This is a genomic window from Mesorhizobium sp. A556, assembly GCF_054489545.1.
The window spans coordinates 119,809-133,127 of record NZ_JBTMXA010000002.1 but is presented as its reverse complement, the minus strand read 5'-3'; the positions used below and the strand labels follow the sequence as shown (position 1 = coordinate 133,127).

Annotated in this window: 13 protein-coding genes; 1 reads left to right on the top strand and 12 read right to left on the bottom strand. The window is 62.2% G+C overall.

What is annotated here, in order from left to right:
- Positions 1-38 precede the first annotated feature (38 nt).
- Together nusA and rimP are read right to left on the bottom strand one after the other, a co-directional pair.
- On the bottom strand, positions 39-1,634 hold the full coding sequence (gene nusA / locus ACX3P0_RS05205) for a transcription termination factor NusA (RefSeq protein WP_459080627.1): 1,596 nt from the start codon (positions 1,632-1,634) through the stop codon (positions 39-41).
- Between the two features lie 54 nt (positions 1,635-1,688).
- Positions 1,689-2,369 (bottom strand): ribosome maturation factor RimP, encoded by a 681-nt coding sequence (gene rimP, locus ACX3P0_RS05200; protein WP_459087041.1) that lies wholly within the window; start codon positions 2,367-2,369, stop codon positions 1,689-1,691.
- Positions 2,370-2,665: 296 nt separating this feature from the next.
- Here rimP and ACX3P0_RS05195 point away from each other — a divergent pair, with 296 nt between their 5' ends.
- Complete coding sequence (locus ACX3P0_RS05195) at positions 2,666-2,830, top strand: hypothetical protein (RefSeq protein ID WP_459087039.1); 165 nt, start codon at positions 2,666-2,668, stop codon at positions 2,828-2,830.
- A gap of 129 nt (positions 2,831-2,959) precedes the next feature.
- On the opposite strand, the gene ACX3P0_RS05190 is transcribed toward ACX3P0_RS05195, so the two are convergent.
- The 10 genes from ACX3P0_RS05190 to ACX3P0_RS05145 form a co-directional block, all read right to left on the bottom strand.
- Positions 2,960-4,477, bottom strand: coding sequence for a tripartite tricarboxylate transporter permease (locus ACX3P0_RS05190; RefSeq protein ID WP_459087038.1), 1,518 nt, complete (start codon positions 4,475-4,477; stop codon positions 2,960-2,962).
- Positions 4,478-4,497: 20 nt separating this feature from the next.
- The gene (locus ACX3P0_RS05185; protein WP_459080630.1) at positions 4,498-5,001 is read right to left on the bottom strand and encodes a tripartite tricarboxylate transporter TctB family protein; all 504 of its coding nucleotides are present in this window, start codon (positions 4,999-5,001) and stop codon (positions 4,498-4,500) included.
- On the bottom strand, positions 4,998-5,945 hold the full coding sequence (locus tag ACX3P0_RS05180; protein ID WP_459080631.1) for a Bug family tripartite tricarboxylate transporter substrate binding protein: 948 nt from the start codon (positions 5,943-5,945) through the stop codon (positions 4,998-5,000). Before ACX3P0_RS05180 ends, ACX3P0_RS05185 begins: the two co-directional genes overlap by 4 nt.
- A gap of 149 nt (positions 5,946-6,094) precedes the next feature.
- Positions 6,095-6,796 carry a tRNA (guanine(46)-N(7))-methyltransferase TrmB gene (gene trmB / locus ACX3P0_RS05175; RefSeq protein WP_459087036.1) on the bottom strand — a complete coding sequence of 234 codons (702 nt, stop codon included), beginning with the start codon at positions 6,794-6,796 and terminating at the stop codon, positions 6,095-6,097.
- Positions 6,797-6,808: 12 nt separating this feature from the next.
- Positions 6,809-8,074 (bottom strand): methionine adenosyltransferase, encoded by a 1,266-nt coding sequence (gene metK / locus ACX3P0_RS05170; protein ID WP_459087034.1) that lies wholly within the window; start codon positions 8,072-8,074, stop codon positions 6,809-6,811.
- 337 nt (positions 8,075-8,411) lie between these two features.
- Entirely contained in the window at positions 8,412-8,831 is a 420-nt protein-coding gene (locus ACX3P0_RS05165) for a helix-turn-helix domain-containing protein (RefSeq protein WP_459080652.1), read from the bottom strand.
- A 129-nt stretch (positions 8,832-8,960) separates the two neighbouring features.
- Positions 8,961-10,553 carry an apolipoprotein N-acyltransferase gene (gene lnt / locus ACX3P0_RS05160; RefSeq protein ID WP_459087033.1) on the bottom strand — a complete coding sequence of 531 codons (1,593 nt, stop codon included), beginning with the start codon at positions 10,551-10,553 and terminating at the stop codon, positions 8,961-8,963.
- 149 nt (positions 10,554-10,702) lie between these two features.
- Positions 10,703-11,776, bottom strand: coding sequence for a hemolysin family protein (locus ACX3P0_RS05155; protein ID WP_459087031.1), 1,074 nt, complete (start codon positions 11,774-11,776; stop codon positions 10,703-10,705).
- Positions 11,777-11,804: 28 nt separating this feature from the next.
- Positions 11,805-12,302 carry an rRNA maturation RNase YbeY gene (gene ybeY / locus ACX3P0_RS05150; RefSeq protein WP_459080653.1) on the bottom strand — a complete coding sequence of 166 codons (498 nt, stop codon included), beginning with the start codon at positions 12,300-12,302 and terminating at the stop codon, positions 11,805-11,807.
- Between the two features lie 23 nt (positions 12,303-12,325).
- Complete coding sequence (locus ACX3P0_RS05145) at positions 12,326-13,318, bottom strand: PhoH family protein (RefSeq protein WP_459080654.1); 993 nt, start codon at positions 13,316-13,318, stop codon at positions 12,326-12,328.
- Position 13,319 lies beyond the last annotated feature (1 nt).

Sequence of the window (13,319 nt, the reverse complement as noted above, 5' to 3'; positions counted from 1 at the left end):
TTCTGCGGAAAGCGGGTTGTGTGCGATGCGGTTTCACCTCACGCACCGACGGCTTCGTCGGCGGCTTCCTCATCCACCACAAGCTCGTCCTCGGTGATCCAGCCCGCCTTCAGGCGGGCGGCCAGAACCATCTGCTCGGCGTCCGCGCGCGACACGCCATGGTTGGCGAGCACACCCGGAAACACCTTGGTTTCGCCGTCCTTGCGTTCCTTCCAGCCGGTCAGGTCGTCGGCGGCGTAGCCGGCGAAATCCTCGATGGTCTTCACGCCATCCTCGCCAAGCGTCACCATCATGGCGGTGGTCACGCCCGGAATCTCGCGAAGCTCGTCGGCCACGCCCAGCGCCTTGCGCTTTTCATCGTGCTCGGTTTCGATCTTCTCCAGATATTCGCGCGCACGCTGCTGGATTTCGGAAGCCGTGTCCTCGTCGAAACCGTCGATGGTGGCGATCTCTTCCGCCTCCACATAGGCGACTTCCTCGACGCTGGTGAAGCCTTCGGAAGCCAGCACCTGGCCGACCATCTCGTCCACGTCCAGCGCATCCATGAACAGGGCGGAGCGCTCGACGAATTCCTTCTGGCGGCGTTCGCTTTCTTCCTGCTCGGTCAGGATATCGATATCCCAGCCGGTCAATTGCGAGGCAAGACGCACGTTCTGGCCACGGCGGCCGATGGCCAGCGAAAGCTGGTCGTCCGGCACCACGACTTCGATGCGCTCGGCATCCTCGTCCAGCACCACCTTGGCGACTTCCGCCGGCTGCAGCGCGTTGACGATGAAGGAAGCGGCCGAAGGCGACCACGGAATGATGTCGATCTTTTCACCCTGCAGTTCGCCAACCACGGCCTGCACGCGCGAGCCGCGCATACCGACGCAGGCGCCGACCGGATCGATGGACGAATCGCGGGAAATCACGGCGATCTTGGCGCGCGAGCCCGGATCGCGGGCGACCGACTTGATCTCGATGATGCCGTCGTAGATTTCCGGCACTTCCATGGTGAAGAGCTTGGCCATGAACTGCGGATGCGTGCGGCTCAGGAATATCTGCGGACCGCGCTGCTCGCGGCGCACGTCGTAGACATAGGCGCGAACCCGGTCGCCATATTTGTAGTTTTCGCGGGGAATGAGTTCGTCGCGGCGGATGATCGCCTCGCCCCGGCCCAGATCGACAATGACGTTGCCGTATTCGACGCGCTTGACGGTGCCGTTGATGATCTCGCCGATGCGGTCCTTGTATTCGTCATACTGGCGGTCGCGTTCGGCCTCGCGCACTTTCTGGACGATAACCTGCTTGGCGGACTGGGCGGCGATGCGGCCGAAATCCATCGGCGGCAACTGCTCGGCAATGAAGTCGCCAAGCTGGGCGTCGGGGTTGCGCTCGCGGGCGGTGGAAAGCGCGATCTGGGTGGCGTAGTCGTCCACCTTCTCGACCACTTCCATCAGGCGCTGCAACTTCATCTCGCCGGTATTCGGGTTGATGTCGGCGCGGATGTTCGTCTCCTGGCCGTAACGCGAGCGCGCCGCCTTCTGGATGGCGTCGGCCATCGCATCGAGGACGATCTGCTTGTCGATCGACTTTTCACGCGCGACCGCATCGGCGATCTGCAGCAGTTCAAGCCTGTTGGCGCTTACAACCATTTTTTTCTCCCGAGCCTGTTACCGGGCCTTGGCGCCCGGCTGCTCAATCACGGTTCAAAGTTCGTTTTCGTCGCGAGCCACGTTATCGGGGGCCACGTTATCGGGCGTCATGTCATCAAGCGCCGCGTCATTGGGCGAATCGTCCGGCTCGCCGCGGCGTTTCTTCGCTTCCTTGCGCGCCCGGTTGTCTTGCGACAAGGCGTCACGGATGAGGTCGTCGGTCAGGATCAGCCGCGCCTCGGCGATCGCGTCGTAGGGAACGCGCACCATCGGATCTTCGCCATCGGCCGGCTTTTCGTTGCGGATAACGACGCTTTCGGCATCGGCCTGCTCGATCTTGCCCTTGAAGCGCTTCCTGCTGGTGACGAGGACCGAAGTCTCCATCTTCACCAGATGGCCGGTCCAAGTCGAAAAATCCGACTTGCGCACCAGCGGGCGGTCGATGCCCGGCGACGATATTTCGAGGTGATAGGCCTTCTCGATCGGGTCGTCGACGTCGAGCGCCGGCGACACCGCGCGGCTGACCTCTTCGCAATCCTCGACCGTCATGGTGCCGTCTTCGCGTTCGGCCATGACCTGCAGCGTCCCGCCGTTCTGGGCCGAAAGCTGCACCCGCACGAGGCGAAAGCCGATGGCGCGCAGCACCGGCTGGATGATCGCCGCAACCCGCGCTTCGATGCCGCTTTCGCGGACGATGCGGTCGTCGCCGATGTCGTCGCCTGCCGTCACTGTCATCTAGTTCCTTTTTCGGTCACGCATGACCGGATGCCACTATCGGCTTTTCGATTCCGCACTCCAGGTAACAAAAAAGAGCGGGACCGGTTGGACCCACTCTTCGTCATGCCGACCAAGAATTTGACTGGAAGATAGACCGCCTTTCCGGAAATTTCAAGCCCCGCCTTGCCCCAAGGGCGACCCATACCGGAAAGGCATGGCTTCCATGCACGAAGGCCCCTCGTATCGGCCAAAGGAACGCCCATATATGTTGCAGCGCACAATTAGCGCGAGAATTGAGACAAAGGGGTATACCCATGATCAGTAGGATGAAGAATTCGTCGGTCGGTCGCCTGGTCGAATTGTTAGGCAGCGCAATCATCGTTGCCGCCGCCGTCGAAGGAGGCCGCCGGCCGTTCGACCGCGACCTGCATGTGCTCGGCATCGACCCGCGCCAGTTCAACAAGATCCGGCACTTTTGAGCGCCGTGCGTCCGATCGGACGCACAAAGGACGCTCTAACACTTTGATGGAGCATCGGAATAATCCGAAAACCGGGACCAATTTTCGGTCCGATGCTTTAAGCGCCGGCATGCATGGCAGACACGAAGCTCAGTCTTCGTCGCCTGCCAGTTGGGCCAGCACCTGGCCCTTGCCTCGCGCCCGCATGATCATCGGCACGACCACGGCGGCAATCGCCAGCGTCCACAGGCCGATCGCAATCCACGAATGGAATAGGACGGTCACGTCGCCCTGGCTGATGGCCATCGCGCGGCGCAATTGCTGCTCCGCCATCGGCCCGAGGATGAGCCCGATCACCACCGGGGCGATGGGGTAACCGAACCGGCGCAGGCCATAGCCGAGCAGGCCGCAGGCCAGCAGGATGCCGAGTTCGAACACCGACGGATTGGCGCCGATGGTGCCAAGCGTGGCAAAAACCAGAATGCCCGCATAAAGCCAGCGCTTGGGAATGGTGAGAAGCTTCACCCACAGGCCGATCAGCGGCAGGTTCAGCACCAAAAGCATGAAATTCGCGACCAGAAGGCTGGCGATCAGACCCCAGACAAGCTGGGAGTTATTGGTGAACAGCAGCGGTCCGGGCTGTAGCCCGAATTGCTGGAAGCCGGCCAGCATGATCGCGGCGGTCGCCGTCGTCGGCAGGCCCAGCGTCAAAAGCGGCACCAGCGTTCCAGCCGCCGAGGCATTGTTGGCGGCTTCAGGTCCGGCAACGCCCTCGATGGCGCCATGGCCGAATTCCTCCGGCTTTTTGGCCAATGCCTTTTCCGTCGAATAGGAAAGGAACGTGCCGATCTCGGCGCCGCCGGCCGGCATGGCGCCGATCGGGAACCCGATCGCCGTTCCGCGAAGCCATGGCTTCCACGACCGCGACCAGTCCTCGCGGCTCATCCACACGGAACCCTTGACGGATTCGACCTTGTCGTCGTCGCCGGACTTTGAGGCGGCAACGCTCAGCGTCTCGCCGATGGCGAACATCGCAACCGCAAGCGTCGTCACCTCGATGCCGTCGAGCAAATCGGGCACGCCGAACGCCAGCCGCGCCTGTCCGGTCTGAAGATCGATGCCGATCAAGCCCAGCGTGAGACCGAGAAACAGCGCCGTCAGGCCGCGCAATGCCGAATCGCCGAACGCCGCCGATACCGTCATGAAGGCCAGGATCATCAGCGCGAAATATTCCGCCGGCCCGAAGGACAGCGCCATCTTGACGATGGTCGGCGCGATCAGCGCAAGGCCGAGCGTGGCGATGAGGCCGGCAACGAAGGAGCCGATGGCGGCCGTTGCCAGAGCCGGGCCGCCCCTGCCCTTTCGGGCCATTTTATTGCCCTCCAGCGCGGTGACGATCGACGCGCTTTCGCCCGGCGTATTCAACAGGATCGACGTCGTGGAACCGCCATACATGCCGCCATAGTAGATGCCGGCGAACATGATCAGCGAGCCTGCCGGATCGAGCTTGTAGGTAACGGGCAGCAACAGCGCCACCGTCAGCGCCGGCCCGATGCCGGGAAGCACGCCGACCGCCGTGCCCAGCGTGACGCCGACCAGGGCATAGAACAGGTTCATCGGCTCAAGAGCGACCAGAAACCCGTGCGCGAGAAGAGTAAAGGTATCCATGCCGCGTTACCAAGCCCGTTTCAGGAGGTGATAAATGTTTCGAGCGGTCCGGCCGGCAGCGTCAATTGCAGGCCCTTGGCAAAGATGAACCAGACGACGAAAGACAGGACGATGCCGATGGGAAACGTCATCCACAACGGCCCGCGACCGAAGGCGCGCGCCGTTGCCGCGAAGAGGATGCCGGTGGCAATCGAAAATCCCGCCGCCTTGAGCAGCAGCATCTGGCCGACGAGACCGCCGACAATCATCAGAACCGGTGCAATCGCCTCCGGTTCACGCGCGGGAAAGCTGCCGCGCATCCCCGACACCACCGTGCAGATCGCCAGCACGAACAGCACCGCGGCGATGACATAGGGGAATGTCGTGGGGCCGACGCGGGAATAAGCCCCGCCCGTCCCCATCAACGCCGTGCTCCAGACGATGACGACGGCGAGCAACGCCAGCCCGGCCGCGATGACAAGCACCGCCTTGTCCGGGGTGCCCGCCTTCGCCGGCGTGGGTTCTTCGCTGGGCGTCTGGCTCATTTTACGAGGCCGATGTCCTTCAGGATGGCCTCGGTCGAATCCGTATCGGCCTTGAGCTGCTTGGCGAAAGCATCGCCCGCGAGGTAGGTGTCGGCCCAGCCCTTGTCAGCCAGGATCTTCTGCCAGGTAGCGGAGTGCACCATTTTTTCGATGTCCGCGCCGATAGCCGCCTTCTGCTCGTCCGTGATGCCGGGAGCAGCGGCCACCATGCGCCAGTTCTGGATGGAAACGTCGACACCGCCTTCCTTGAAGGTGGGAGCGTCGATACCTTCGATTTTCTCGTCGCTGGAAATGCCGATGAGGCGAAGCTGCCCGGCCTTGATCTGCGATTCGAACTCGCCATAGCCGGAAATGCCGACGGTCACCTGCCCGCCCAGAATGGCTGCGAGCGCTTCGCCGCCGCCCGAAAACGCGATGTAATTGACCTTGGTGGGATCGACGGAGGTAGCCTTGGCGATCAGGCCGGCCGTGATGTGATCGACGCCGCCGGCAGAGCCACCGGCCCAGGACACCGCGCCCGGATCGGCCTTCAGTTTTTCGACCAGACCGGCCATGTCCTTGATGTCCGATGCGGTCGGAACGACAAGCACCTCATATTCGCCCGTCAGGCGGGCGATCGGCGTAACCTGGGCGAGGGTAACCGGCGATTTGTTGGTCAGGATCGCGCCGACCATGACATAGCCGCCGACGATAAGCTGCGAAGGATCGCCGGTTCCATTATTGACGAACTGCGCCAGGCCGATGGTGCCGCCAGCGCCGGGAATATTGTTGACCTGTACGTTGGAGGAAATCTTTTCATCCTGCAGCGCCGTCTGCATCGCCCGTGCGGTCTGGTCCCAGCCGCCGCCGGGCGCCGCCGGCGCCATGATCTTGTAGTCGGCCGCCCAGGCGCTGGCACTGGCGAGAATGAAGGCCGCAGACAGAGCAAAAGTCAGTTTCTTCATGATGTTCCCCGTTTTTCAACTTGTTCGTTCAAAGGGCTGGCCAAAGGATCGGCTTGTGCGCGGCGGCACCCTGACAGGACGGATAGACATACAAACTTTTACGCACGGGCCTTGTCAATACAATGTTGTCGCAATGCCCGCAGGCATGGTCACAGGCGCCGGAACGTCAGATAGGCAGGCCGGCGGCCCTCGCGCAGCGCCTTCGCCTCATAGCGCGTTCCGGGCCAGCCGGGATAAGGCTCGTGCCAATCCTCGCAGGCAGCCGCCTGCCACTCGAAAGCGCCATGCGCCCGGCAATGCAGCAGCGTCCAGTTCACGTAGCTGTCGATGTCGGAAGCAAACCGGAAACGGCCTCCCGGTTTCAGGACCCGCGCGAAACGGCCGAGATTGACAGGCGCGACGAACCGCCTCTTCCAGTGCTTCTTCTTGGTCCAGGGGTCCGGGTAAAGCAGGTCGATGCTGTCCAGCGAAGCCTGCGGCAGCCAGTCCAGCAATTGCGTGGCATCGTCGTCATGGACGCGCAGATTGGTAAGCGGTTGCTTGCGGATAGCCATCATCATCTTGGCCATGCCGTTGACGAACGGCTCGACGCCGATGAAGCCGCTGGACAGGTCGCTGCCCGCCTCATGCAGCAGGTGTTCGCCGCCGCCAAAGCCGATTTCGAGGCGGACAGTCGAGACCTCGGCTTCAAACAGCGTACGCAGGTCTGCGGGCGGCGGCGACGTCAGGTCGAGCCGGTAGGCGGCAAACCCGCGTTCAAGCGCTTCCGCCTGCTGCGGGCGGATGGTCTTGCCGCGCCGCCGGCCGAAGAACGCTTCGGTCGAACGGACCGGTCTGTCATGTTCGCTCATCTGCGGTCGCAATCAGGCTGCGACGGCGTCCTTGAGCGCCTTTACGAGATCGGTTTTTTCCCAGGAGAAAGAACCGTCGCGGCCCGCCTTGCGGCCAAAGTGACCATAGGACGACGTCTTGGCGTAAATGGGCTTATTGAGGTCGAGATGGCGGCGGATGCCGGACGGCGACAAATCCATCACCGTACGCAACACCGCTTCCAGCCTGCCTTCGTCGACATGGCCGGTGCCGTGCAGGTCGACATAGACCGACAGTGGCTGGGCGATGCCGATGGCATAGGAAAGCTGGATCGTGCACCGTTCGGCCAATTTCGCGGCGACCACGTTCTTGGCAAGATAGCGCGCCGCGTAGGCCGCCGAACGGTCTACCTTGGTGGTGTCCTTGCCGGAAAAAGCGCCGCCGCCATGGGGGGCCGCGCCGCCATAGGTGTCGACGATGATCTTGCGGCCGGTGAGGCCGGCATCGCCGTCGGGACCGCCGATGACGAACTTTCCGGTCGGGTTGATGTACCAGTTGCAGTCGGCGGCTATCGGCAGGTCGCCAAGCGCCTCGCGAATATAGGGCTCCACGACGCTGCGAACCTTCTTGGAGTCCCAGCTTGCATCGAGATGCTGAGTCGAAAGCACGATCTGCGTGGCTTCGGCAGCCTTGCCGTTCTCGTAGCGGACGGTCACCTGGCTCTTGGCGTCAGGACCCAGCTTGCCGGCATCGCCCTCGCCTGCGTGACGCGCGGCGGCCAGCAGTTCGAGGATCTTGTGGCTGTAATAGATCGGCGCCGGCATCAGATCCGGCGTTTCGCGGCAGGCGTAGCCGAACATGATGCCCTGGTCGCCGGCACCCTCTTCTCCCTGCCGATCGGACGCATTGTCGACGCCCTGCGCGATGTCGGCCGACTGGCCGTGCAACAGCACGTCGATCCTGACCGTCTTCCAGTGGAAGCCAGCCTGCTCGTAGCCAATCTCACGGATGGCCTTGCGCGCGGCGGATTTGAACTTCGCCGGGTTGATGACCGGAAAATCCTCGGCATCCACCAGAATGCCCCCCTGCTTGTCTTTCTTCAGCAGCGAATTGGGAACGCGCAGTTCACCGGCAATGACGACCCGGTTGGTGGTGGCCAGCGTTTCGCAGGCGACGCGCACGTCCCAGGGGTTCATGCCCGACTTTTTGGCCTCGCGGTAGACAAGGTCGACGATCTCGTCCGAGATGCGGTCACATACCTTGTCGGGGTGGCCTTCGGATACGGATTCCGAGGTAAAGAAATAGTTTTGACGGCGCACGGGTGTCCCCTCTTGAAAAGCAATCTGCAAAACTGCCGATTTCAGTGGTTTCCTGATTCAGACATTGACCTGAATGGTTTGCATCGGACGATGAAGACAGGCGACGCAAACGACAGGCGCGACACCTGTTATCGGTGCCTGTCCCGGCTCGTCAAGTGCATCCACGGCCATTCCGGCAGCCCCGAAACCGTAAGTAACCCGCAAGCAACCCGGCGTCGTGGGAAGAAAAATCATTTTCCGTCGTCAAAAGCGGAAAAAACACCTTGCCGGCCGCGGAATAGGGAACCCATGCAGGGCGACACCGACCGACTGGCCGCCAGTTGCCGGCAGGGGCAGGTCAGTCCGCGTCGTCTGCGGCGAGCGCCTTGACGAGGTCGACGATCCCCTTGCGCACTTTTTTATCGCTGATCTTGTAGAAGGCACGATTGAGTTGAAGCCCCTCGGGCGTCGAGCAGAATTCAACGGCGAAGGATGCTGAAGCATCCTCGGCGAAACCGCGATTGCCGGCAGCCTCCTGACCCGGCGCGTCATCGAAGAAAAAGGAAACCGGCACGCCGATGATCGAAGCGATCGCCTGAAGCCGGCTGGCGCCAACGCGGTTGGTTCCCTTCTCGTATTTCTGGATCTGCTGAAAGGTGATGCCGAGGCTTTCGCCGAGCTTTTCCTGGCTCATGCCGAGCATGTTGCGGCGAAGTCGGATGCGGCTGCCTACGTGAATATCGATAGGATTCGGCTGCTTCTTGTTTTCTTCTGCCATCTTTTCCTCGCCGAAATTTCTCGGCATTATTCTTTTCTATCCCGAAGAAACAGCCGGCTTCTCGTGTCACTCCGGCCCATGCGTAAGCGTCAGGCGAGCACACTATGAAATTCTAATATATATATCCTGTCAATTCACACGTCGCTTTTGCCTTACATTGAATAAGCCTGCCGCGATGAGCATCAGCAGCATTAGCGCAAACCCGTTAATACGCCGTTGGCCGGCCGAAACCACGCTCTGCCTGCCGACCGGCACCTTCACGTCGATCGCACCGCGAACGTTGATCGCCAACGCATCCACGATGCGCCCGCGCGAGTCGATCACGGCAGAAATGCCGTTATTGGCGGCTCGCAACAGGGGTAAGCCATTTTCTACCGCACGAACCTGCGCTTGCCTGAAATGTTGATAAGGGCCTGGTGTGTCCCCAAACCAGGCATCGTTTGTGAGGTTCACAATAACGTCGGCTGACGCTACGTCAACTGCCACCAGATCGGGAAAAATGACTTCGTAGCAAATGAACGGAACAGCGTTAATGCCACCGGGCAGTTTGATCGGGTGCCGTTCGGTGCCGGCCTCGAAATTCATCGGTCCAGCGACAAGCTGCTCTATGCCCAGGCGACGCAATAACCCGGAAAACGGCAGGTATTCGCCAAACGGAACCAGATGCACCTTGTCCACCGCATCGACGATTTCGCCGTGATCGTTGATGGCCACGACCGAGTTATAATAGCGGTTGTCGACCTCCGATGCGGCCGCACCCTCTTCTCGAACAATGCCGGCAACCAGCGTCTGGCCTTCGCCCAGCACGGTTCCGAGGGCTGCCAACGCATCGGGGCGTTGCGTAAACAGAAACGGCACGGATGTCTCCGGCCAAAGGATAAGCCGTGGCTTATTCTGCCCATCCTCCGGCGCCTTGGCAGACAGATCCATCAGGCCGGCAAAAATGCGGTCCCGAACCGAGGCGTCCCATTTTTCCGCAAGATCGACATTGGGCTGGACAATACGGACATCGAGGCTTTTCACCGCCGCATCCATCGGATTGGTAAGCCGGAAATAACCAAAGGCCACATGCGCGCCGATCAGGACAACCAGAAGGGCGACGCCTGATCGAACATGCCGGCGCGCCGCCAGCAAGGCCGGCAACGAGAAGACGAAAACCGCCAGCACGCTCATGCCGTTCATGCCGACCACCGACACGCTCTGCATCAGCAGGGGAACCGGCATAGCCGCATAGCCGATGGCGTTCCACGGAAAGCCGGTAAACAGAAAACCGCGCAGCCATTCGGCAAGACCGAACCCGAAGGCGAGCGCCGCTATGCGGCCGATGTCGCTGCTCCAGAACAGGCGCGCGACCATGGTTGCGAAACCGTAGAAAAAGGCGAGTGCGAAGGGAATGCCGATGACGGCAAACGGCAAGGCCCAGGCGAAGCTGTCGGCCTCGACCAACAGCGCTTCGCCGATCCACCACAGGCCGGCAAGGAAATAGCCGAAGCCGAACCACCAGCCGGTCGCGAACGCCGGGCGCAGGCGCTTGAGCCAGCCGTCGGAGGCATCGCCGGTGGCCCCGTCCAGCAGCCAGACAAGGATCGGGAAGGAAACGAAACCGACGGCGAAGAAGTCGTAAGGCGCCTGCGCCAACACGGCCAGCGCTCCGGCAAGGAACGCTGCCAGAGCGCGCCGCCACCCCCACAGCAGAATTATCCGACCGGCAAGGCGGTGCATCAGGGCTTCCACGTCATGCGAATCATGGCAGAAGATTTATCAGGCCGCGGCCTGCGCTCCAAATGGCGCGTCGCCCTAAATCTACCAGCGGCACTTGTGCGCGCTCTATCGGGTCGAACAGCAAATCCCCCGCCTTGGTCGGAAGGGTTTTACGCCTGTTCCGTACGTGCGGCGCGGCGGCGGCGTTCCGCCTTCCCGCTATGGACGATGCGAACGCGCTTTACCCGGCGCGGGTCGGCGTCGAGGACATGGAACTCGAAGCCCGGTATCGCCTGCACCACTTCGCCGCGCGCCGGTACGCGGCCCAGCGTGTTGAAGATCATGCCGCCGATCGTATCGACGGATTCGCCGTGCTCGCCAGCCGCGAACTCGTCGCCGATCATCTTGGTGACGTCGTCGATCTCCGCCTTGCCGTCGACGATAAACACGCCGTCGCCGGCCTGGGTGATCATCGGCTCGTCGTCGTCGTGTTCGTCCTCGATATCGCCGACGACCATCTCGACGATGTCTTCCAGCGAAGCGAGGCCGTCGGTGCCGCCATATTCGTCGATGACGAGCGCCATCTGCGTGCGCGCCGCCTGCATCCTGCCCATCAGGTCGGAAGCGAGCATCGACGGCGGCACGAACAGCACCGGCCGGATGAGCGTGAGTTCGTGGATCGAACGGGTGAGATCGACCCTGGCCAGGTCGAGGGCGGTAGGCGCCGGCGCCTTCTTCGTCGCCCTGCCCTTTTTGACGCGCGCGATCTTGGTGATATGGGCGAGAACGTCGCGGATGTGAACCATGCCGCGCGGATCGTCCAGCGTCTCGGAATAGACCGGCATGCGCGAGTGGCCGGACTGCTCGAACAGGCTCAGCAATTCGCCGAGCGTCGTATCGATCTCGACCGCCTCGATGTCGGCACGCGGCACCATGACGTCCTCGACGCGCACTTCGCGCAACCGCAGGATGTTGTTGAGCATGGCGCGCTCGCCGGGCGAGAAGGCGCTTGCGTCGGTTGCCGTTTCCGCCAGCGCATCGGCGATTTCTTCGCGCAAGGACGGGCCGTTGCGCGGCCTGAACAGGCCTGTGACACGCTGGAGAAGCGATGGACCGGCAGGGGCATGCTCCGCCGCACCTGCGGCCGCGGTGGTACTAGGCCCGGATTCGTCTTCCGATTTCTCGGAAGGCCTGATGCCATTGCCTGCCTCGGGGCGGGCGGCAATCTCTGCTTTTTCGTTCATTGTCGTCCGGTCAATTTCTGTTTTGGTGTTACGCGTAGGGATCGGGAATGGCAAGCCTTGCAAGCGCCGCGCGTTCCAGCGCCTCCATCTCCTCGGCTTCCATGTCGACTATGTGATCATGACCCAGCAGATGCAGCAGGCCATGAACCACGAGATGAGTGATGTGGTGCGCCAGCGGCTTGTTTTCCAGTTCGCTTTCACGCGCCACCGTTTCCCAAGCCAGAACTATATCGCCCAGCATGGGTGGCATCAGGCTGCCGCGCGAGGGTGGAAAAGCCGGAAAGGACAGGACGTTGGTCGGCTTGTCCTTGCCGCGCCAGCCGACATTGAGCGCCTGGACATGGGCATCGTCGGAAAAGACGAGGCTGAGTTCCGACGCGCCTTTTGTGCCGATCTCGGCAAGCGTTGCGGAAACGGCGCGTTCGACCATGCGCAGCAATTCCGCTTCGTCCGGCCATGCGCCGGCCTCCACGAAAAGGTCGATTTCGACCGGCAGCTTTCCTACCGGTTGATCGTCAGTCGAAATGGGTGTCAAGCGAGTGCCATGTGTCAGTTCCCGCCGCCAAGGCCGCGGGCGAGTTTGCCGTCGCGATCATAGGCCTTGACGATCTCGGCGACCAGCGGATGACGCACGACATCGCCGTCGTTGAAGCGCACCGTCACCATGCCCGGAATGCCGTCCAGCACCCTCAAGGCCTCGACCAGGCCGGACTTGGTGTTCGGCGGCAGGTCGATCTGCGTCGGATCGCCGGTCACGATCATGCGCGAATTTTCGCCAAGGCGCGTCAAGAACATCTTCATCTGCATCGGCGTGGTGTTCTGCGCCTCATCGAGAATGACGGCGGCATGCGCCAATGTGCGGCCGCGCATAAAAGCCAGCGGCGCGATTTCGATCACTTCGGCGGCGATGGCGCGCTCGACCTTGTCGGCCGGCATCATGTCATAAAGCGCGTCGTAAAGCGGGCGCAGATAGGGATCGACCTTTTCCTTCATGTCGCCGGGCAGGAAGCCAAGCCGCTCGCCGGCCTCCACCGCTGGACGCGACAGGATGATGCGCTCGACCATGCCGCGCTCCAGCAGCATCGCCGCATGCGCCACCGCCAGATAGGTCTTGCCGGTGCCGGCCGGGCCGACGCCGAACACCAGTTCGGAGCGTTCCAGCGCGCGCATATAGGCGTCCTGGTTGAGCGAGCGGGCGTAGATGGTCTTCTTGCGGGTCGTGATCTGGGCGGCGGCCATCTTGCCCTTGCGCTCCAGTGTCGGCAGGGTCAGTTGATCGTCGGCGGCAATGGCCATGCGCACGGCGCCGTCCACGTCCGACTGGCCGATATCGACGCCCTTCTGCAAAATCCCGTAGAGATTATCCAGGGCCCGGCGCGCCTGTTCGGCGGCGGACGCGGAACCCTTGATCGTCAACTGGTTGCCGCGCGAGCGGATATCGACGCCCAACTTCTGCTCGAGCCGGGCCAGATTCTCGTCGAACTGGCCGTACAGAGCGCTCGCAAGCTTGTTGTTGTCGAAGGTGAGGACGATATGCGCCATG